At 74.4% G+C, this 19,418-nt stretch carries 18 protein-coding genes; 9 read left to right on the top strand and 9 right to left on the bottom strand.

What is annotated here, in order from left to right; genetic code table 11:
* Nucleotides 1–396: 396 nt before the first annotated feature.
* Complete coding sequence (locus ACZ4XJ_RS33360) at nt 397–1,602, bottom strand: thiolase C-terminal domain-containing protein (RefSeq protein WP_468498350.1); 1,206 nt, start codon at nt 1,600–1,602, stop codon at nt 397–399.
* A gap of 374 nt (nt 1,603–1,976) precedes the next feature.
* Here ACZ4XJ_RS33360 and ACZ4XJ_RS33355 point away from each other — a divergent pair, with 374 nt between their 5' ends.
* From ACZ4XJ_RS33355 to ACZ4XJ_RS33345, 3 genes are all read left to right on the top strand, one after another.
* Complete coding sequence (locus tag ACZ4XJ_RS33355) at nt 1,977–2,237, top strand: hypothetical protein (protein ID WP_468498349.1); 261 nt, start codon at nt 1,977–1,979, stop codon at nt 2,235–2,237.
* 202 nt (nt 2,238–2,439) lie between these two features.
* Nucleotides 2,440–3,684: an acyl-CoA dehydrogenase family protein gene (locus ACZ4XJ_RS33350; RefSeq protein ID WP_468498348.1), complete on the top strand. Its 1,245-nt coding sequence runs from the start codon at nt 2,440–2,442 to the stop codon at nt 3,682–3,684.
* Nucleotides 3,684–4,169 (top strand): nitroreductase family deazaflavin-dependent oxidoreductase, encoded by a 486-nt coding sequence (locus tag ACZ4XJ_RS33345; protein ID WP_362879442.1) that lies wholly within the window; start codon nt 3,684–3,686, stop codon nt 4,167–4,169. The genes ACZ4XJ_RS33350 and ACZ4XJ_RS33345 overlap by 1 nt, the downstream gene beginning before the upstream one ends.
* 292 nt (nt 4,170–4,461) lie before the next feature.
* On the opposite strand, the gene ACZ4XJ_RS33340 is transcribed toward ACZ4XJ_RS33345, so the two are convergent.
* A complete protein-coding gene (locus ACZ4XJ_RS33340) occupies nt 4,462–5,109 on the bottom strand; it encodes a TetR family transcriptional regulator (RefSeq protein ID WP_281208757.1) in 648 nt (215 codons plus the stop codon).
* A gap of 350 nt (nt 5,110–5,459) precedes the next feature.
* On the opposite strand from ACZ4XJ_RS33340, the gene ACZ4XJ_RS33335 reads away from it, so the two are divergent.
* From ACZ4XJ_RS33335 to ACZ4XJ_RS33325, 3 genes are all read left to right on the top strand, one after another.
* Nucleotides 5,460–6,287: a VOC family protein gene (locus tag ACZ4XJ_RS33335; RefSeq protein WP_362879440.1), complete on the top strand. Its 828-nt coding sequence runs from the start codon at nt 5,460–5,462 to the stop codon at nt 6,285–6,287.
* A 228-nt stretch (nt 6,288–6,515) separates the two neighbouring features.
* Complete coding sequence (gene afsK, locus ACZ4XJ_RS33330) at nt 6,516–8,939, top strand: protein serine/threonine kinase AfsK (RefSeq protein WP_362879439.1); 2,424 nt, start codon at nt 6,516–6,518, stop codon at nt 8,937–8,939.
* Nucleotides 8,940–9,008: 69 nt separating this feature from the next.
* Nucleotides 9,009–9,506: a peptidylprolyl isomerase gene (locus ACZ4XJ_RS33325; RefSeq protein WP_362879437.1), complete on the top strand. Its 498-nt coding sequence runs from the start codon at nt 9,009–9,011 to the stop codon at nt 9,504–9,506.
* Between the two features lie 120 nt (nt 9,507–9,626).
* Here the strand turns inward: ACZ4XJ_RS33325 and ACZ4XJ_RS33320 are convergent, their stop codons facing one another.
* Both ACZ4XJ_RS33320 and ACZ4XJ_RS33315 read right to left on the bottom strand, forming a co-directional pair.
* The gene (locus ACZ4XJ_RS33320; RefSeq protein WP_468498347.1) at nt 9,627–10,364 is read right to left on the bottom strand and encodes a hypothetical protein; all 738 of its coding nucleotides are present in this window, start codon (nt 10,362–10,364) and stop codon (nt 9,627–9,629) included.
* 105 nt (nt 10,365–10,469) lie between these two features.
* Entirely contained in the window at nt 10,470–10,913 is a 444-nt protein-coding gene (locus ACZ4XJ_RS33315; RefSeq protein WP_468498346.1) for an SRPBCC family protein, read from the bottom strand.
* 279 nt (nt 10,914–11,192) lie between these two features.
* On the opposite strand from ACZ4XJ_RS33315, the gene ACZ4XJ_RS33310 reads away from it, so the two are divergent.
* Nucleotides 11,193–11,807, top strand: coding sequence for a hypothetical protein (locus tag ACZ4XJ_RS33310; protein WP_468498345.1), 615 nt, complete (start codon nt 11,193–11,195; stop codon nt 11,805–11,807).
* Here the strand turns inward: ACZ4XJ_RS33310 and ACZ4XJ_RS33305 are convergent, their stop codons facing one another.
* Genes ACZ4XJ_RS33305 through ACZ4XJ_RS33295 form a run of 3 tightly spaced genes read right to left on the bottom strand, consistent with a single transcriptional unit; the run spans nt 11,808 to nt 14,191 of the window.
* Nucleotides 11,808–12,584, bottom strand: coding sequence for an enoyl-CoA hydratase/isomerase family protein (locus ACZ4XJ_RS33305; RefSeq protein ID WP_468498344.1), 777 nt, complete (start codon nt 12,582–12,584; stop codon nt 11,808–11,810). It lies immediately after the preceding gene.
* Nucleotides 12,581–13,027, bottom strand: a complete 447-nt coding sequence (locus tag ACZ4XJ_RS33300) for a Zn-ribbon domain-containing OB-fold protein (RefSeq protein WP_362879430.1) — start codon at nt 13,025–13,027, stop codon at nt 12,581–12,583. Before ACZ4XJ_RS33300 ends, ACZ4XJ_RS33305 begins: the two co-directional genes overlap by 4 nt.
* A 12-nt stretch (nt 13,028–13,039) precedes the next feature.
* Nucleotides 13,040–14,191, bottom strand: coding sequence for a lipid-transfer protein (locus ACZ4XJ_RS33295; RefSeq protein ID WP_384001234.1), 1,152 nt, complete (start codon nt 14,189–14,191; stop codon nt 13,040–13,042).
* Nucleotides 14,192–14,286: 95 nt separating this feature from the next.
* Here ACZ4XJ_RS33295 and ACZ4XJ_RS33290 point away from each other — a divergent pair, with 95 nt between their 5' ends.
* Nucleotides 14,287–16,080 (top strand): FadD3 family acyl-CoA ligase, encoded by a 1,794-nt coding sequence (locus ACZ4XJ_RS33290; protein ID WP_468498343.1) that lies wholly within the window; start codon nt 14,287–14,289, stop codon nt 16,078–16,080.
* 35 nt (nt 16,081–16,115) lie between these two features.
* On the top strand, nt 16,116–18,056 hold the full coding sequence (locus ACZ4XJ_RS33285) for an exo-alpha-sialidase (protein ID WP_468498342.1): 1,941 nt from the start codon (nt 16,116–16,118) through the stop codon (nt 18,054–18,056).
* Here the strand turns inward: ACZ4XJ_RS33285 and ACZ4XJ_RS33280 are convergent, their stop codons facing one another.
* Together ACZ4XJ_RS33280 and ACZ4XJ_RS33275 are read right to left on the bottom strand one after the other, a co-directional pair.
* Nucleotides 18,057–18,794: a class I SAM-dependent DNA methyltransferase gene (locus ACZ4XJ_RS33280; protein WP_468498341.1), complete on the bottom strand. Its 738-nt coding sequence runs from the start codon at nt 18,792–18,794 to the stop codon at nt 18,057–18,059.
* A 329-nt stretch (nt 18,795–19,123) separates the two neighbouring features.
* Complete coding sequence (locus ACZ4XJ_RS33275; protein ID WP_468498340.1) at nt 19,124–19,309, bottom strand: hypothetical protein; 186 nt, start codon at nt 19,307–19,309, stop codon at nt 19,124–19,126.
* Between the last annotated feature and the right edge of the window lie 109 nt (nt 19,310–19,418).

Here is a 19,418-nt window from a genome sequence, read left to right as displayed (position 1 = left end):
ACGGGGCAGAAGCGGCAGGGGCGGGTCCCCCAGGGGCGGGGCGAGGGGAGGGCGCCGGCCGGTAGGGCATACGGGCACGTCACAGCACCTCTCCACGCCCGGCAGGCGGGTGTGTGCAGAACCTTTTACCCTCTCCGGACCGGTAGGACCGGCCCGGGGAGCGGGTGGGCGGGCCGGATCGTGGCGGGTGATGACCTCCGGCTGCGCCCCCGCAGCACCGTCCGCGCGGTCCGAGATCTGCGCGAGCGGGCCCAGCGTGTCGGCATGCTGAAGGGCTGACCCTTCTGCCCGGCCCCTCGTCACGTCACTGAGGGGCCGGCGCGGCGCTGGGAGACGATGAGGCCGGTGGGAAGCCGCCGAACCCGCTCCGGTTCCGCTGACTTGGGCCCGGCCCCCTCACCCCCGCCCCAGGATCACCGTTCCCGAGGAGCAGAACCAGCCTCCCGTGCCCGAGGCGAGGGCCACCTCCGGGAGGTGGCCGTCGCGTCTGCGGACCTGGCCGGGGCCCGATTCGCCTCGCAGTTGGCGTACCGCTTCGACCAGGAGGAACAGGCCGCGCATGCCCGGGTGGCAGGCCGACAGGCCGCCGCCGTCCGTGTTGACCGGGAGGTCGCCCTCCCGGAGCAGGCGGCCCTTCTCGACGAAGGCTCCGCCTTCGCCCTTGGCGCAGAAGCCGAGGTCCTCCAGGGTCACCAGGGTCATGTACGTGAAGGCGTCGTAGATCTCGGCGAGGTCCACATCGGCCGGAGTGAGGCCCGCGCGGGCGAAGGCGAGGCGGCCCGAGACGGCGGCGGGGGAGACGGTGAAGTCCTCCCACTCGGACATGGTCGTGTGCGAGACGGAGGTTCCGGCGCCCAGCACCCAGACCGGGGCCTTCGCCGTGTCCGGTACGTAGTCCTCGGCGGCCAGGAGCACGGCGCAGCCGCCGTCCGAGCGGATGCAGCAGTTCAGCTTCGTGAAGGGGTCCGCGATCATCTCGGACGACAGGACCTCGTCCACGGTCAGCGGGGTGCGGAACATCGCGTCGGGGTTGGTCGCGGCGTTCGCGCGGGCCTGGACGGCGACGGAGGCGAGCTGTTCCAGGGTGGTCCCGTACTCGTGCATGTGCCGGCGGGCGGCCATCGCGTACTTGGAGATCAGCGTGTGCCCGTACGGGACCTCGAACTGGAGGGGGCCGCGGGCCCCGAAGGAGAGGTTCGCGGTGCGGCGGCGGGCCTTGATGTCGGCGCGGGCGGTGGATCCGTAGACGAGGAGCACGGCGTTGGCGTGGCCGGCGGCGATGGCGTCCGCCGCGTGGGCGGCCATGACCTCCCAGGTGGAGCCGCCGACCGAGGTGGAGTCGACCCAGGTCGGGCGCAGGCCGAGGTACTCGGCGACCTCGACCGGGGCGAGGGTGCCGAGGCCGGCGGAGGCGAAGCCGTCGATGACGGAGCGGTCCAGGCCGGAGTCGGCCAGCGCCCTGCGGGCGGCCTGCGCGTGGAGGGCGTACGGGGTCGGGCCGTCGACCCGGCCGCAGTCGGAGAGTGCGACGCCGACGACCGCGACCCGGCGGCGGGGCGTGGGGGAGGAGGGGAGTCGGGGTGGTCCAGACGGTCCAGGCATGAGGCGACGGTATATCTGACGGCACGTCAGACGCCAGACGCCGGACGCCGGATGCCGGACGCCGGATGCCGGATGCCGGATGCCGGACACCGGATGCCGGACGCCGGACGGCGGACGGCCGCGACCGCCCGGTCCGCCCCGATCCGCTCCGGACGCCCGGCCTCCGCACCCCCGGCCCCCGGCCTCCCGCACCCCGGCCCCTGGCCCCCGGCCTCCCGCACCCCGGCCCCCGGCCTCCGCACCCCGCACCCCCGGCCCCCGGCCTCCGCCCCCCGGTCCCCCGCGACTCCACCCCCCTCCTGTTCTCTTTCGTCGCGCCCGTCCGCGACGTACGGCTGACGCGGGCGGCGTTCCGGGGTGGCTACGGTCGGCGCATGACTTCCTCCTCGTCCTCCTCGTCCCCCTCGACCTCCTCCGGCGGTTGGTCCGGGGTGCTGGGTGTGCCCGGCGGCGCCCTGCTGGTGGCGGGCGCCACGGGGCTGCTGCACGAGTGGTTCGGTTTCATCCGCTTCCTGGGGTTCACCCGGCACCTCATTCCCGCCGGTCACGAGGTCCTCGGCTACGCGCTCATGACCTTCGTCGGCTGCGTCCTCCTCGCCGGCGCCGAGGCGGTCCGGCGGCGCGGCCGCGGCTGACCCGCGGGACCGGCCGCACACCCCGGCCGCACACCCCGCCCGCACACCCCGCCCGCACACCCCGCCCGCACACCCCGTCCGCACACCCCGCCCCTCGTCCCCGTCCCCACCTCCCCGCCGAACCCCCCGTCGCCCACCCCTGTGCATCTCGACGCCGTCGCCCTAACATGACGGCCCGTCAGATACGGGGAGGAGCCCGACGATGGACGCCGCCTTCACCGCGGAGCAGGACGAGATGCGCCGCACCCTGCGCGAGATCCTGGGCAAACACTGCGGCCCGGACGAGGTCAAGGCCGCCGCCCGCACCGCCGCCGGACACGACCGCGAGCTGTGGCAGCGGCTCGCCCGGCAGCTCGGCCTGCCGGGCATCGCCGTCGCCGAGGAGTACGGGGGCGTCGGGTGCACCCCCGCCGACCTGGCGCTCGCCTGCGAGGAGACCGGGCGGGCGCTGCTGCCCTCGCCGCTGCTGGCGACCGCCGTACTGGCGGCGCCCCTGGTCACCGCCCTCGGCACCGCCGCCCAGCGCTCCGCGCTGCTGCCCGCGCTGGCCTCCGGGGAGCTGGGCGCCGCGCTCGCCGTCCCGGGTCCCGCGCTGGCCACCGCGCTCGCGCTGACCGGCGACAACACCCCCGGGGAGTGGGCCGGCGGCGGCCGGGCCGGCGGGGTGCAGGCCCGCGCCGACACGGCCGCCGCCCCCGACGGGTGGCGGCTCTACGGGGAGGTCGCGCAGGTCCTGGACGGCCACAGCGCGGGCCTGCTCCTGGTCGCGGCGCACACCGGCGGGTTCGCCCGGAGCCGGACCCTGCTGTTCCTCGTACGGGAGGACGCGCCCGGCCTCGTACGGTCCCGGCAGACCACCCTCGACGAGACCCGGCCGCAGGGCCGGATCCAACTGCGCGACGTGCCCGCCGAGCTGCTCGGGGACGCGGACGGGGAGGGCGGCGTGCTGTCCGCGCTCGCCGCGACGGGGCGCACCGCCGCCACGGTCCTGGCGGCCGAGGCGGTCGGGGCGGCGGACCAGGCGCTGGCCCGCACGGTGGACTACGTACGCCGGCGCGAGCAGTTCGGCAGGGCCGTCGGGTCCTTCCAGGCCGTCAAGCACCGGCTCGCCGACCTGTACGTACGGGTCCAGGCGGCCCGTTCCGCGGCCTACTACGCGGCCTGGGACCCGGAGCAGGGCCCGCTGGCGCTCGCGCAGGCGCTGGAGGCGCTGCGGGTGGCGGCGGGCGAGGGCATCCAGCTGCACGGCGGGATCGGCTTCACCTGGGAGCACGACGCCCACCTGTACTTCAAGCGGGCGGCGGCCGACGAACTGCTCTTCGGTCCGGTCCACCGGCTGCGGGCGCACGCGGCGCACACCTCGGGCCTGTTCGCACCGCCCGCCGGAACGGGCGCGACCACCACCCCCACCACCACCCCCACCGAACCGGAGAAGGCGGCCGTCTGATGGCAGTGGCTCAGGGCGTCGGCGTGAAGCTGATGCAGAAGGTCTCCTCGACCATGCTGTTCGCCAGGATCGCACCGCACTTCATTCCCGCGCTGGACAAGGCGGTGCACCGGCTGACCCGCGGCAAGGTGCTGCTCAGTGCGCGGATGCTGCCGGGCGTGATCCTCACCGCGAAGGGCGCGAAGAGCGGCGAACCGCGCACCACGCCGCTCGCGTGCATGCCGCAGGACGGGGGGACGAGCTGGTTGTTGATCGGTTCCAACTTCGGCCGCCCCGGCCACCCGGCCTGGACCGGGAACCTGCTCAGGCATCCTGACGCGGACGTGAACTGGCAGGGGCGGGACGTCGCCGTACGGGCCCGGTTGCTGGAGGGGGCGGAGCGCGCGGCGGCGTGGCAGGCGGTCCTGAAGTTCTGGCCGCCGTACGCGACGTACCAGGCGCGCATCGACCGCGAGATCAGGCTTTTCCGTCTGGAGCGGCGCTGACGGGAGCGCCGGCGGGGGCGGGCCTGTACGGAAGACGGTCCAAGAGGTCGGAGCCGTCGCAACCGTCGAAGCCGCCAGGTCGCGGGGTCGGGAGGTTCGGGCAGGTCAGGAGGGTGGGGCAGGTCAGGAGGTTCGGGCAGGTCGGAAGCGCAGGCCAGGTCAGGAGGTTCGGGCAGGTCGGAAGCTCAGGCCAGGTCGGAGCGCAGGCCAGGTCGGAGGGCAGGGGGGAAGGGCGGGTCGGGCAGGGCGGACCCCCGGGTGGGCCCCCGGCGGTCCCCGGGAGGTTCCGCCGCTACTTGGTGGGCTTCTTGCCGGTGATGCCGAGGTGGACGAGCAGGGCCAGGTTCGGCTTGAGCTCGGCCTGCTTGACGCCCCAGGTCTGGAAGCCCTTCTGGTGCGAGGCGACCGCGGCGAGCATCGCCACCAGCGAGCCGGCCATCGCCGCCGGGCTGAGGTCCTTGTCGACCTTGCCCTTGGCCTGGAGCTCCTTCATCGACTCCGTGAGGGAGTTGGTGACGGAGTTCAGGATCTTCATGCGGATCTTGTAGAACCGCTTGTCGCCCTCGGCCGCGCCGAGGTCGACGACCCTCAGGATCGCGTCGTTGCGCCGCCAGAACTCCAGGAACCCTTCCACGAGTTCCTCGGCGGCGGCCCAGCCGGCCTTGCCGACCCAGTTGCGGCCCTCGACGAGCGCCGTCAACTGGGCGCCCTCCGTGGCCATTTCCTCGGCGATCTCCAGGACGGCGCCTTCGACGTCCGGGAAGTACTGGTAGAAGGTCGCGGGGGAGGTGCCGGCCTTGCGCGCGACGTCGATCACCTTGACGTCGCGGTACGGCGAGGAGCTGAGCATCTCGCTGAGGCAGTCGAGCAGCTTCTGCCGCGTCGCCTGGCCGCGCCGGCCGGCGACACGCCCGTCGACGGTGCGTACTTGTCCTGTCATGTCGTCAGCTTACCGAGGGGGGATGGGCGCGCTATTCGGCCGCCTGCAAATGGGGTGACGAGGCCCCCGGCCTGCGCGGGAGCGCCCGCGCGCGGTCCGCGGGGGCGGAATTCGGCCGGGCGCGGGCCGCTCCCGCGCGGGAGCGGCCCGGCTCCGCTGTGGGGACGAGCCGGGCCGTACCGTGGGATATCCCCCGAATAGTCTTATGAACAGGCTGTGGACAACTTTTCGGGCGGATCATTGCGGAGAGGTGTGCACCACCGCGATCTCCACGGAGATCGCAAACCGCAACAAAAGCCACCTGACCCCCGGCTCCCCGCACGACCCAGCGCAACGGAAGGACCCGGCTCATGGCCGCATTCGCGGAAGGCTCGCCCTGCTGGGTCGACGCCTCGCTCCCCGACGTCGAAGCGGGCAAGCGCTTCTACGGTGAGCTCTTCGGCTGGACCTTCGGGGACGGCGCGGGGGCCGCGTACGGCCACTACACGCAGGCCTACAGCCGCGGTCGCAACGTCGCCGCCCTCGCCCCCAAGCCCGACGGCCGCATGCCCACCGTCTGGGGCGTGTACCTGTACACCTCCGACGCCTACGCCTGCGCCGCCCGCATCCGCGCCGCCGGCGGCCAACTGGTCATGGACCCGCAGCCCGTCGGCCCGTACGGGACCGCGGCGATGGCCGCCGACCCCGGTGGCGCCGTCTTCGGCCTGTGGCAGCCGGGCACCCACCACGGCTTCGACGCCCAGCGGGAGCCCTACACCTACTGCTGGTCCGAGGTGTACACCCGGGCCCGGGACGCCGTGGACGTCTTCTACGGCCGCGTCTTCGGCTACGTCGCCGAGGACCAGGACGACCCCGCGACCGGCGACGAGTACCGCGTCTGGTCGCCGCCCGGGAGCGTCCCCGGCAGCGACACCGCCGTCCTGGGGCGCAGCCCGATCACCGACGCCTTCCCCGAGGTCATGCCCGCCCACTTCCTCGTGTACTTCGCCGTCCCCGACTGCGACCAGAGCGTCGCGACGGTGCGCCGGCTCGGCGGTCGGGTCACCGCCGATCCCTTCGACACGCCGTACGGCCGGATCGCCGTCGTCGCCGACAATCAGGGGGCCGTCTTCGCCCTCCTTTCGGAGCCACGTGTGAAAGCCCACCCGGAGCCGGGGCCGGACCAGGCGCGGGCCTGACAGAATCGAGGTTGCGCGACTCCTGGCTGTGCCGGGTGAGACGCTGCACGGAGTGGGACGCCGCCCCGGCGGGCCGGTGCCCGAGGGCGGGGCGCGGTCCCGCGAAGGACGCCGCACGGGCAGACCGCCGTGCCGGTGCGCGTGCCGATGCGTGTTCCTGCGTACCGGTGCGCGCGGGTAGGGAAGAACGGGTCCGGCGGGGACCCGTACGGGGAGGTGTGGAGGCGAGTGGTGGAGCAGCTGACGCAGCACGACCCGAGACGGATCGGCCCCTTCGAGGTGCTGGGACGGCTCGGCGCCGGCGGCATGGGGCTGGTCTATCTCGCGCGGTCGGCGTCCGGACGGCGCGTCGCGATCAAGACGGTGCGCACCGAGCTCGCCGAGGACCAGTTGTTCCGGGTGCGCTTCACGCGCGAGGTCGAGGCCGCGCGCGCGGTGTCCGGGTTCTACACGGCGGCCGTCGTCGACGCCGATCCGCGGGCCGCGGTGCCGTGGTTGGCGACCGCGTACGTCCCGGCGCCCTCGCTGGAGGAGATCGTCAACGAGTGCGGGCCGATGCCCGCGCAGGCCGTGCGCTGGCTCGCCGCCGGGATCGCGGAGGCGCTGCAGTCCATCCACGGCGCCGGCCTGGTCCACCGCGACCTGAAGCCGTCCAACGTCCTGGTCGTCGAGGACGGCCCGCGCGTGATCGACTTCGGCATCGCGAGCGGGGTCTCCAACACCCGCCTGACCATGACGAACGTCGCCGTCGGCACGCCCGCGTACATGTCGCCGGAGCAGGCGAAGGACTCGCGGAGCGTCAAGGGCGCCAGCGACGTCTTCTCGCTGGGCTCGACCCTCGTCTTCGCCGCGACCGGGCATCCCCCGTACCACGGGGCGAACCCGGTCGAGACGGTGTTCATGCTGCTGCGCGAGGGCCCCAACCTGGACGGTCTGCCCGAGGAACTGCGGCCGCTCATCGAGTCCTGCATGCAGATGGACGCCACCCAACGGCCCACCCCCGCCGACCTCCAGGCGCAGCTGGCCCCGCACCTCTTCGAGGGCGGAGACGAGAGCGGTACCGCGTCCGCGTGGCTGCCCGAGCGGGCCGTCGCGATGATCGAGGCCCGGCGCGCGGGGCACCGTACGCCGCCCGCGCCCGTCGTCCCCGCGCGCGGACCGGTCCGCGCTCCGGCCGCCGGGCCCGCCTCCGGCGCGGCCACGCACCGCAGGCCGCGCGGCGCCGCCGACCCGTGGGTGGACCCGCGGACGGGGCAGGCCGCCCCGCCGCGCCCGGACCGGCCGCCGGTACCGGCCGCGCCCGGTGACCCCGTACGGCTGGGCGCCTCCCCGGTGCCGATCGGGCCCGGCCCGCGGGCGACCGCGGCGGCTCCGGTCGGGTACGCGGGCGCGCACTCGGCGACGGACTGGGTCCGCCCACCGCACGGCTCCCCGGCCCCCTCGGGGGTCGTTCCGGGGCCGTCGGGGTCTCCCGCGTCCTCCGTGGGGACCGTTCCGGCGCCCGGTCCGTCCCCGGACAGCGGCCGTTGGCGGCCGTGGCGCTTCCGCATGTCCAACGAGGTCTGGGGCACCCCCACCGTCGCCGGTGACCTGCTGTACGTCACCTCCTTCGAGGTGCACGCGCTGGACGTCGGCAGCGGCCGCCGCCAGTTCAAGACGCGGGACGTCGCCTGGTCCATGGCGGTCTCCGACGGGCGCATCCACGCCTCCGACGGGCCCTCCCTGTACGCGCTCGACGCCGCCGACGGCGCCGAGCGGTGGCGGCTGTCCACCGAGGCCTGGGTGTACGCGCTGCGCGCCGACCGGGGCACCGTGATCACCGCCACGCGCGGCGGCGGCGTCCAGGGCTGGGAGGCCTCCAACGGCCAGAAGCTGTGGGAGCTGACCGGCGCGCAGAGCGACTTCGAGACCCCGGAGGCCGCCCCCGTCCTGCACGAGGGCACCGTCTACGTGTGGCAGGACGCCCGGCTGCGGGCGCTGGACGCCCGCTCCGGCCAGGAGGCCTGGTCGTACCCGGTCGGCGACGCGGCGTCCTGCGGCAACGTCCCGGTCCGCGTCACGCCGGCCCCCGACGGCAACGTGTACGTCGCCGCCGGCACCCGCGTCCTGTCGGTGGACCGGGCCTCGGGCCGGGTCCGCTGGCACTTCGAGGCCCCGGCGGTCTTCCTGGCGCCGCCGGCGTTCGCGCCGGGCGCGGCGGTCACCGGGGGCGGCGTCTACCTCGTCGACTACCTGGGCACCGTCTACGCCCTGGACGCGGCCAACGGCAAGGACCGCTGGCGCATCGCCACCGAGCCGCGCCCCTCGGGGGACGCGGTCATCGTGGCCAACGGCAACGTCCACCTGGGCGCCGGCAGCGCCCTCTACACGCTCGACGCGGTGACCGGCACGCCGAAGTGGCGGTTCGCGGCGGGCGGCGGGATCACCGGCGCGCCGGCGGTCGCGGACGGCCGGGTCCACTTCGGTTCGGCGGACCACTGCCTGTACACCCTGGACGCGGCGGGCGGCCAGCTCCGCTGGAAGCTCGCCACCGGCGGGGAGATCACGGGCGCCCCGGTCGCGGAGGCGGGAGTGGTCTACGCGTGCAGCAAGGACCGGTGCGTCTACGCCCTGGACGCGGCCAAGGGCACGGGCACCCGTACGGGCGGATGACCTGCGCGGACGGCGGGGCTGTGGCCCCTCCAGCTGCCCCACGGCACCGGGAGTGACAGGATGGACCCCATGAGCAACGTTTTCTTCGACATCAACATCAACGACAAGCCCGCGGGCCGCATCGTCTTCGAGCTCTTCGACAAGGTCGTTCCGCAGACCGCGAAGAACTTCCGCGAGCTGGCCACCGGCCAGAACGGCTACGGCTACGCGGGCTCCGGCTTCCACCGCATCATCCCGCAGTTCATGCTGCAGGGCGGTGACTTCACCAACCACAACGGCACCGGCGGCAAGAGCATCTACGGCGAGAAGTTCGCCGACGAGAACTTCGAGCTGAAGCACGACCGTCCGTACCTGCTGTCGATGGCGAACGCGGGCCGCAACACCAACGGCTCGCAGTTCTTCGTCACCACCGTCGTCACCTCCTGGCTCGACGGCAAGCACGTCGTCTTCGGCGAGGTCGTCGAGGGCCAGGAGCTCGTCAAGCAGATCGAGGCCCTGGGCTCCCAGTCCGGCGCCCCCAAGGCCAAGGTCGAGATCGCGGCCTCCGGCGTCGTCGACGCCGCCTGACCCACACCGTGCCGGTCGGCCCCGCCCCCCGTCGAGGGGGGTCGGGGCCGCCGCCGTTTCCGGGGACCGGTGGGGGCGGGTACGCGGCGCGGGGATCCGGGGTCCTGAGCCCGGGGGCGCCTACGCGCGGGGGTCGCGCGGGCCCGGGTCCTGCGGACCGGGGCCGTACGGGCCGGGGCCCTGACCGGGGTCCTGGTCGGGGTACTGCGGGCCGGGGCCCTGGCCGGGGTACTGGGGCCGCGGGTCCTGCGGGCCCGGGTGCTGCGGGCCCTGGTGCTGCGGGCCCGTGCCGTACGGGCCCGGGTCCTGGGGTCCGGGGTCCCGCCGGGGGCGGTCGTCCGGGTGCCAGGGTTCGGTCTGCGGGGTGACCGGCCGGTCCTGCCAGCCCGTGACGGCGCCGGGCGTACCGGCGTCGCGGGGCAATGGGCGCCGGTCGCGGCGGACGCGGCCGCGCATGACGAACGCGCCGAGCAGGATCAGCGCGCCGCCGGCGAAGGCGGTGGCGACGCCGGGACCGAGCCCTTGACCGTCGCCGCCGACCGACAGGCTGCCGGCAGCCTGGCCCTGGCGGACCATCCACAGCACCGCGAAGCCGAGGACCACGATCCCGGCGAGTGCCATCAGCAGCCGCGAGCGCAGGACGGTCGCGGCCAGCGCGAGGAGGGCGGCGCACAGGAAGGGCAGCATCAGCGAGCCCAGCAGCGCGGCCCCGTCGGGGGTGATGCCGGAGCCCGAGAACAGCTCCTCGACGCGGTAGTCGCGGCCCCGTCGGCCTTCGTACCAGGCGCGGTACGGGCTCCACAGGGCGGCTGCCGCGCCGGCCAGACCCATCAGCGAACCGAGGACGTTGCGGATCATGCCCGGCCTTCCGGGTAGACATCGTGATCGGCAACGCTACTGCCGGGTCCCGGCCCCCGCACGCCGGACGGGGCGGGCGGGGGTCGGGGGGCCGGGGGGCCCGTGTCAGGACTTGGAACGGGCCGTTTCGACGCGGGCGCGCAGGGCGTCGTTCATCGCGGTGAAGTCGCGGGCGGTGTCCGCGAGGAGCTTGCCGAGGAAGGGCACCAGCAGGCCGCCGAAGCGTTCGCCGTGCTCCAGGCGCGTGGTGCGGCCCGGGCCCTCGGACAGCCGGAGCCAGTGCTCGCGGTCGAACAGGCCGCGGATGAGGAACCGGCCCTTCCAGCGGAACTCCACGGCCGGGTTGACCACGAGGACCGTCGGGTGGAAGGCCGTCGGCTTCCCGCCCCGCGAGTACAACGTCAGATCGAGCCGCGCGCCCGGCACGGTCTCGCCCAACGCCTGGCGGATGTACGGGTTCCAGGTGCAGTAACGGGGCAGGTCGGTCAGGGTCGCCCAGACTTCTTCGGGCGTCGCGTCGATCACGATCTCGGTGGCGATGGTGCGCACTGGTGCCGTGCTCCTCATGGTGGTCGGTGCTCACCGAAGGGACGCGGGGAATTGCGGCCGGCCGCCGGGTTCGGTCCGGGGATGCAACCACGAATTCGCCGGTCAGGGGCCGGTCGCGGGGGCGTCTTCGCTGGTGGCGAAGAGAGCGGAGGGGGGCGTTCCGGCCGTGGGGTGGCGAATGCCGATACGTCGGGCGGCCCGTCGGGGGTCGCCGCGGGCCCTCCGGCGCCAAGTGGCGGCTGGTAGCGTCGCGCCGTCCTACAGGGAGGGGTTCGCGACATGGTGACCGGAAGGGGCAGCCGCGTCAGGCTCGCCGCGGTACTCGTGGCGGTGGTCCTGGCGCTCACGGGATTCTCGTCGAGCGGCGGCAGCGGCAGCGGCGGCGGAAGCGGAAGCGGCGGCAAGAGCAAGAGCGGGGGCGGCTGCTCCAGCTCGAAGAGCAAGTCCAAGAGCAAGAAGACCCACAGCGGCGGCGGCAGCGGCGGCGAGAGCAGCCCGACCGCCTCCCCGTCCCCGCTCGGCACGCCGGCGACGGCCGTGGTGATCACCTGCGTCGGCGCGGGCAAGCCGTCCACGACCGTCGAGGTCACCTCCCGACTGGACCGCACGGCCACCTTCGAGGTGACCGTGGACCGGACGGGCGCCGCCGGCGCGCTCGTCGAGACGGCCCGCGCGACGGTGACCCTGGAGGCCCGCCGGACCGGCACCCTGGTCATCGCCCTGGTCGCCGCGCAGCGGGGCGCCGAGGTGACGGACTGCCGGATCACCTCGGTCGTCGAGGTGCCGTCGTCCGCCTCGCCGTCGCCCAGCGCCGGCGCCACCGACACGGACGACGACGGCTCCAAGCGGCGGACCAAGCCGCCGGCGAAGCCCACCAAGCGTCCCCGCAGCTGATCAGCGCAGGCGGAACTCCGCTCCGGGCCGCCGGGCCCCGAAGAGTTCCGCCTGCCGCTCCGGGGGCAGGTTGCCCAGGCCGATCAGGGCCGGGGCCTGGTCCAGGGCCTGCTGGAGCGCGGCCCGTTTCGCCGACCACAGGGCCCGTACGGTGCCCTGCACGGCCTCCGTCGGGTACCCGGCCAGGGTCCGCGCCGACCGCAGCGCCGCCCCGAGCAGTTCCTCGGGCTCCGCGAGCTCCGAGACCAGGCCGATCTCGTAGGCCCGCCGCGCGGAAAGCCGTTCCGCCGTGCCCATCAGGGACATCCGGGCGACCTCTCCGAAGGGCATCCGCTGCGCCATGTAGACGGCCTCGTAGGCGCTGACCATCCCGTACGAGGTGTGCGGGTCGAAGTAGGTGGCGGTGGTGGAGGAGACGACGAACTCCGATTCGCCGAGCAGGTAGAACGCGCCGCCGCAGGCCATCCCGTTGACGGCGGCGACGACCGGCTTCCACAGGTCGCAGGTCTTGGGGCCGATCCCCAGCAGCGGATCGTCGAGCGAGTACGGGGACGCCGGCTGCGCCACCTCGGCGGAGCGGTCGATGCCGGTGCAGAACGCTGCGCGGCCCGCGCCGGTCAGCACCACCGCGCGGACCTCCTCGTCGTGGCGCAGCTCCCGCCAGAGCGCCGTCAGCGCGGCGGCCGTCCCCAGGTCGACGGCGTTGTGCCGGTGCTCCCGGTCGAGGGTGACGACCGCGACCCCGGTGTCCCCGTCCCGCTCGACCCGGGGCGTCACGGCTTCTCCAGGATCCAGCGGGGCACGCTCATCCCGCCCGTCCGCGTGAACGCGACCTGGACGCGGGCCCCGATGCGCAGCCGCGCCGGGTCCACCGAGTCGAGGGGCGCGTCGGCGGAGGTCACCAGGTTCCCGGCCAGCCGGATCAGCGGATCCTCGACGAGCTCGACGAGGATGACGTTGTACGGGGCCTGCGCGGCGTACGCGGGTAGCAGCGGCGGGTGCGGCCGTACCCAGGACCAGATCCGGCCGCGTCCGCTCATCGGGCGCCACTCGCTGTCGAAGGACTGGCAGTGCGGGCAACACGGCCGGGGCGGGAAGCGCAGCCGGCCGCAGCCGGCGCAGGCCTGGACGCGGAGCTCGCCGCGGTCGGCGTACTCCCAGAAGGGGGCGCCGTCCGCGTCGGGGACGGGGAGCAGCAGTGCGTCGTCGGTGGCGGTCATGGCGGGGTCTCCTCAGGCTCGCAGCAGGACCGCGGACGTGGGGACGCCCTCGCCGGCGGTCACCAGGCAGGTCGCGGCGTCCGGTACCTGGGCGGTGGAGATCCCGCGCAGCTGTTTGACGCCCTCGTTGATGAGGTTGAAGCCGTGGACGTAGGCCTCCGAGAGGCCGCCGCCGCCGGTGTTGATGGGCAGCCGGCCGCCCATCTCCAGGGCGCCGCCCTCGGTGAAGGCGGCGCCCTCGCCGCGCCCGCAGAAGCCGTAGCCCTCCAGGGAGAGCGGGATGAGCGGGGTGAAGGCGTCGTAGATCTGGGCGACGTCCACGTCCTGCGGGCCGAAGTCGGCCTGCTTCCAGAGGTGTCGGGCGGCGGTCCAGGCGGGGCCGGTCAGCGGGTCGTCGTTCCAGTAGTTGACCATTCCGTGGTGCTGGGCGGGCAGGCCCTGGGCGACGGAGTGGACGTAGACGGGTTTGTGCCGGCAGTCCCGGGCGCGTTCGGCGGAGACGATCACGCAGGCCAGGGCGCCGTCGGTCTCCAGGCAGTTGTCGAAGAGGCAGAGCGGGTCGCTGATCATGCGGGCGGTCATGTACATCTCGCGGGTCAGCGGGCGCTCGTACATCATGGCGGCCGGGTTCTCGTTGGCCCGGTTGCGGCAGGCCATCGCGACGTTGAAGAGGTGTTCGCGGGTGGCCCCGTACTCGTGCATGTAGCGGCGGGCCAGCATGCCGATCTCGTCGGCCGGGCGCAGCAGTCCGAAGGGGCGGGTCCACTGGCCGGGGGTGGGCAGTTGGACGGCGGTGTTCTTCCAGGGGCGGGGGCCCGAGCCGCGCTTGCGGGAGCGCCAGGCGACGCCGACGGTCGCCTGGCCGGTGGCGATCGCGGCGGCGAGGTGTCCGACGGTGGCGCAGGAGCCGCCGCCGCCGTAGCCGACCTTGGAGAAGAAGGTGACGTCGCCGGCGCCGATGGCCTTGGCGACCTCGACCTCGTCGGTCTCCTCCATCGTGTAGGAGGCGAACGCGTCGACCTCGCCGGGGGCTATGCCGGCGTCGTCGAGCGCGGCCAGGACGGCCCGGCAGGCCAGTTCCTTTTCGGTGCTCGGCAGTTGTTTGGCAAAGGCGGTCTGGCCGATGCCGACGATTGCCGTAGCGTCCTTGAGCGTTGCCGCCATCGCCACCTCCGGGGGGTGCGCCAGTACTGACAGCCGCGAAGGCTACAGCTAATCTGACGGATAGTCAGCTATGGGGTCGCGAGGAGGGGCGGGCGATGGTCGAGGGCGGGCACGAGGTCATGGACGCGAACGGCTGCGAGGGCGGGGTCGGCAGCGGGGTCGACGCGGGGCTCGGTGTCGGGGCTGACGCGGGGGTCGGCCCCGGGGTCGACGCGGTTGCCGGCGCCCGGGCCGGCTCGGGCGGTGCTCCCGACGCAGGAGCCCCCGACGGCCTCTACGGCCGCGGTGACCTGCGCTGGGGCAGCGTCGCGGGGCTCGTGCGCGACGCCGCCGCCCGGTACGCCGACCAGGAGGCCGTCGTCGACGGCCGCGTCCGGATCAGCTACGCGCAACTCGGCGACCGCGTCGAACGCGCCGCCGCCGCCTGCCTCGCCGCCGGGATCGAACCGGGCGACCGGGTCGCCGTCTGGGCGCCCAACACCCTGGAATGGATCGTCTCCGCCCTCGGAGCCGTCTCCGCGGGCGCGGTCCTCGTCCCGCTGAACACCCGCTTCAAGGGCGCCGAAGCGGCCTACGTCCTGCGGCGCAGCCGGGCCCGGCTGCTGTTCGTCACCGGCACCTTCCTCGGCACCTCCTACGTGGCCTCCCTGCGCCGCGCCGCCGCCGAAGGCCCCGGCACCGGACCGCTGCCCGGCCTGCCCCACCTGGAACAGGTCGTCGTCCTCGCCGAGGACGCCCCCGAGTCCTTCCGCACCTGGAAGGACTTCCTGACCGCCGGCGACGGCGTCCCCGCAGCCCGGGTGCGCGAGCGGGCCGCCTCGCTGCGCCCCGACACCCCCTCCGACATCATCTTCACCTCCGGCACCACCGGCAGCCCCAAGGGCGCCGTCATCACCCACGCCCAGACCCTGCGCTGCTACGACGTGTGGAGCGAACTCGCCGGACTCCGCGAGGGCGACCGCTACCTCATCGTGAACCCGTTCTTCCACACCTTCGGCTACAAGGCCGGGATCATCGCCTGCCTGATGCGCGGCGCCACGATGGTCCCGCAACCCGTCTTCAACGTGGACACCGTCCTCGCCAACGTCGCCGCCGAGCGGATCTCCGTGCTCCCCGGCCCGCCCACCCTCCACCAGTCCCTGCTGGACCACCCGCAGCGCGAGAACCACGACCTGTCCGCCCTGCGCCTGGTCGTCACCGGCGCGGCCGTCGTCCCGCTGCAACTCGTCGAACGGCTCCGCGCCGAACTGCGCATCGCCACCGTCCTGACCGCCTACGGCCTCTCCGAGGCCAGCGGCATCGTCACCATGTGCCGCCGCGGCGACCGGCCCGAGATCGTCTCCGCCACCTCGGGCCGGGCCATCCCCGGCACCGAACTGCGCATCGTCGGACCGGGCGGGGACACCGAACCGGCGGGCACGGCCGGCGAGGTCTGGGTGCGCGGCCACCACGTCATGCGCGGCTACTTCGAGGACCCCGAGGGCACCGCCCGCGCCATCACCCCCGAGGGCTGGCTGCGCACCGGCGACGTCGGCGTCCTCGACGCGGAGGGCAACCTGCGCATCACCGACCGGATCAAGGACATGTTCATCGTCGGCGGGTTCAACGCCTACCCCGCCGAGATCGAGCAACTCCTCGGCCTGCATCCGGACATCGCCGACATCGCCGTGATCGGCGTCCCCGACGCCCGGCTCGGCGAGGTCGGCAAGGCGTACGCGGTCCGCCGGCCCGGCTCCACCCTCACCGCCGAGGACCTCATCGCCTGGTCCCGCCGGGAGATGGCCAACTACAAGGTTCCCCGCGCCGTGGAGTTCGTCACCGAGCTCCCGCGCAACGCCGGCGGGAAGGTGCTGAAGGCCCAGCTCAGGGCGCGCCCGCAACACGTTTGACGGGACCCGCCGGCCGGCCGCGTTAGCCTGCACGGGTGAGCGCGCACCCCACCGTCGTACGGTTCCTCCTCGCGTCCCGCGTCCGGATCGCGATCGGGGCCGCGGCGGCCGTCGCCCTGGCCGTCGTGGCCGCCGTCCTCCTGCCCGCCGAACCGCCCGGCGGCGCCGCCGACGACGCGCCGGCCGGGCGGCGCGGGAACGGGCTGACGGCCGCCCTGTCCACGCCGTTCAGCGCCTTCACCGAGGGCTACGACTGCTACCGGATCCCCACCCTCACCACCACCAAGGGCGGCGCGCTGCTCGCCATCGCCGAGGCCCGCACCGCGGGCTGCGACGACATCGGCGACATCGACCTCGTCATGAAGCGCTCCACCGACCACGGCCGTACCTGGGGCCCCATGGAGGTCGTCCGCGGCGCGGGCGACCCCGGCGCCCACGGCAACCCCGTCCCGGTCGTGGACTCCGCCTCCGGCCGGATCTCCCTGCTGCACGCCTACAGCACCTGGGCCTACGACGACACCGGCAACCGGGTCCGCGGCCCGCGCGAACTGCGCCTGGCCCACAGCACCGACGGCGGCGCGACCTGGAGCGCCGAGCCCAACCCCCAACCCCACCTGAAGGCACCCGGCCTGGCCTGGATCTCCGTCGGCCCCGGCCACGGAATCCAACTCACCCCCACCGCCCCCGACCGGCCCGGCCGCATGGTCGTCAGCGCCGACTACCGCACCGAGTCCAACGAATCCGGCGCCCAGCTGCTCCACAGCGACGACGGCGGTCTCACCTGGGCGGCCGGCGCCCGCTGGGGCGCCCCCGAGGGCACGCCCGCCCCCAACGAGCCCGCCCTGACGCAGCTCCCCGACGGCCGGATCTACGTCAACGCCCGCTCCACGGCCACCTGCGGCACCTCCGACCACCGGATGTCCGCCCTCGTCGAGGACCCCGCCGCGCCCGACTTCCCGGCCCCCGGCTTCACCCCCGTCGCCGGCCTCACCGCCCCGCCCGCCTCCGGCTCGCTCCTCCAACTGCCGCATGGCCCGCTGCTGTTGTCGGCGCCCAGCCGGCCCGGCGCCGAGTTCTCCGACCGCTGGACGCTGGCCGTGCGCACCTCCACCGACCAGGGGCGGACCTGGTCCACCGACGGGGCCGTCGTCCTGCGCGAACGCGCCGGGTACTCCGACATGGCGGTGCTGCCAACCGGCGAGATCGGCATGCTCTACGAGACCGCCAACGGCACCCCGCACGGCTACGTCAAGTTCACCGCCTTCACCCCGCGGGCGCTGGCCGCCGCCGCCGAGGACCTCACCCCGCGCCTCACCCCCGACGCCACCCCGTACCGCAACCACGCCGTCGTGCACGGCGGACCCCGCCTCGGGAACCGGCCCGGCGGCGGCAGGACCATGCGCTTCGACGGCAAGGACGACTTCCTGCGCCTGATCGACTGCCCCGGCGAACTCCGCCTCGGCGACGGCGACTTCGCCGTCGCCACCTGGGTCAAGTACAAGACCCGCGGCCAGGACCGGGACGGCGGCGCCCGCCTGCCCCTCGTGTGGGGCTACGGCCAGGGTCCCGACGCCCCGCAGTTCCGCATCGAGGCCGACCCGGAGACCGGCCGCCTGGAAGGCACCCTCAACGGCGGCACCGGACCCGTCTCCGTGGCTTCCCGCGACGCCGTCGACGACGACGCCTGGCACCACGTCGTCTTCCAACGCGAAGGCGGTCGACTCCAACTCTCCGTCGACGACGACACCCCCGCCGTCACCGAACAACCCCCCGGCAGGCTCGACTTCCGCCCCACCGGGGCCTTCACCATCCACCTCGGCACGCAGCCCGACCAGAAGGCCTTCTACGCGGGCGCCCTGGACGACGTACGGATCTACGGGCGCGCCCTGTCCGCGAACGACCGGGCCCGTCTGCGCACCGGCAGCGACGTCAGCGACCAGGAGAGGGTACGGCTCACCTTCGACCGGATCGGCTGATCAGCCGGCCGGCGCGGCGGGCCGCCGGGCCAGCACCAGGCGCCGGCGCGGGCTGCCGTCCGGCCGCCGCCCGAAGTGCTCCAGGGGGACCGTCCCCACGGTGAAGCCCGCCGCCGTCAGGTCCGCGCGGACCGGGCCGAACGGGAACGTGCGGTAGTACATGACGAACGGTGGCCGCCACACGGCGTTGCGCACCCGCATCGCCGCGTCGAAGCCCGTGACCGCCCACCACACCGGGGAGCTCGGCGGGATCGGGGCGCCGATCGGGAAGGCGAAGAGCCCGCCGGGGCGCAGGGTCCGGCGCACGCCGGCGAACAGGGCGGGCCGCTCGGCCGGCAGGAAGTGGCCGAAGGCGCCGAAGCTCACCGCGAGGTCGTAGGAGCCGTCGAGCGAGCGCGGCGGCGCCAGCGCGTCGGCCCGTACGAGGTCCACCCCCTCGGGGTGCGCCCGCGCGGCCTCGGCCAGCATGCCCGCGCTGAGGTCGATGCCCGTGACCCGGTCCCGGCACAGCCGGCGCAGCATCGGCAGGCCGGCGCCGGTGCCGCAGCAGACGTCCAGCCCGGAGCCGAAGGAGCCCTCGTACCGGGCCAGCGTCTCCTCGACGGCGTCGAGCATCCGGTCGGGGGTGCGGAACGGCGTCCCGTCGAACTTGGGCGCGAGGAGGTCGTAGCCGCGCTCGACGGAGGAGAGGGCCTGCACGGCCAGTTCGCCCAGGCTCGGGCCCTGTGAGGTGAACACGCCCCCACCTTAGGGCGCGTGGCCGCGCGGCGGCGGGAGGGCGGTCGGTGGGGGTCGGGCGTCGGTCGGCGGTGTTGGCCGGCGGGCATCGGTTCTCGGCCGTCCGCCGTCCGCCGTCCGCCGTCGGCCGTCCGCCGTTCCGGACATGGACGTGCGGCGGCCGCGGTGGTCCCCCTCCTGGCCACCGCGGCCGCCGTTCCCCCGTACGTCCCCCGTACGTCCCCCGTACGTTTCCCCCGTACGTCCCCCACGTCCCCCGTGGGGTTTGCTCCGCACGCCCCCCGTACGTTTCCCCCGTACGTCGTGCGGTCGTGCCCCGTGCGTTGCCGCTACGGGCGTGTGCCGGACGCGTGGTTGTCCAGCGTCACGATCTCCTCGCCGCCCGCCTCGGCCGAGGCGTCGAGCGGCGGCTGCGCCGACGGGTCCACCGGCGGCTTGCTGCCGATGCCCGAGGCGTGGTTGTCGAGCGGTCTGATGTCATCGTCGAGCGGTGAGGCGTTCTCGGGCGTCGTCATCGGCTCTCCTGGGGGTGGGTCGGACCCGTTCGGCGATTCCCCCGCGGCCGCCGAACGGGTGGTCCTCCATCGTCGACCCGAATTCCCCCCCGGGTGCTCCGGGTCGATG

The organism is Streptomyces sp. NPDC029836 (assembly GCF_055574495.1).
This window is presented reverse-complemented; position numbering and strand designations above follow the sequence as displayed.

What these genes read in the sequence shown, in the direction of transcription:
- ACZ4XJ_RS33310 (WP_468498345.1), top strand. Translation starts at nt 11,193, where the DNA reads ATGGTGACCGGAAGGGGCAGCCGCGTCAGGCTCGCCGCGGTACTCGTG.
- ACZ4XJ_RS33275 (WP_468498340.1), bottom strand. Translation starts at nt 19,309, where the DNA reads ATGACGACGCCCGAGAACGCCTCACCGCTCGACGATGACATCAGACCG.
- ACZ4XJ_RS33340 (WP_281208757.1), bottom strand. Translation starts at nt 5,109, where the DNA reads ATGACAGGACAAGTACGCACCGTCGACGGGCGTGTCGCCGGCCGGCGC.
- ACZ4XJ_RS33300 (WP_362879430.1), bottom strand. Translation starts at nt 13,027, where the DNA reads ATGACCGCCACCGACGACGCACTGCTGCTCCCCGTCCCCGACGCGGAC.
- ACZ4XJ_RS33350 (WP_468498348.1), top strand. Translation starts at nt 2,440, where the DNA reads ATGGACGCCGCCTTCACCGCGGAGCAGGACGAGATGCGCCGCACCCTG.
- ACZ4XJ_RS33355 (WP_468498349.1), top strand. Translation starts at nt 1,977, where the DNA reads ATGACTTCCTCCTCGTCCTCCTCGTCCCCCTCGACCTCCTCCGGCGGT.
- ACZ4XJ_RS33320 (WP_468498347.1), bottom strand. Translation starts at nt 10,364, where the DNA reads ATGATCCGCAACGTCCTCGGTTCGCTGATGGGTCTGGCCGGCGCGGCA.
- ACZ4XJ_RS33335 (WP_362879440.1), top strand. Translation starts at nt 5,460, where the DNA reads ATGGCCGCATTCGCGGAAGGCTCGCCCTGCTGGGTCGACGCCTCGCTC.
- ACZ4XJ_RS33325 (WP_362879437.1), top strand. Translation starts at nt 9,009, where the DNA reads ATGAGCAACGTTTTCTTCGACATCAACATCAACGACAAGCCCGCGGGC.
- ACZ4XJ_RS33290 (WP_468498343.1), top strand. Translation starts at nt 14,287, where the DNA reads ATGGTCGAGGGCGGGCACGAGGTCATGGACGCGAACGGCTGCGAGGGC.
- ACZ4XJ_RS33345 (WP_362879442.1), top strand. Translation starts at nt 3,684, where the DNA reads ATGGCAGTGGCTCAGGGCGTCGGCGTGAAGCTGATGCAGAAGGTCTCC.
- ACZ4XJ_RS33360 (WP_468498350.1), bottom strand. Translation starts at nt 1,602, where the DNA reads ATGCCTGGACCGTCTGGACCACCCCGACTCCCCTCCTCCCCCACGCCC.
- ACZ4XJ_RS33295 (WP_384001234.1), bottom strand. Translation starts at nt 14,191, where the DNA reads ATGGCGGCAACGCTCAAGGACGCTACGGCAATCGTCGGCATCGGCCAG.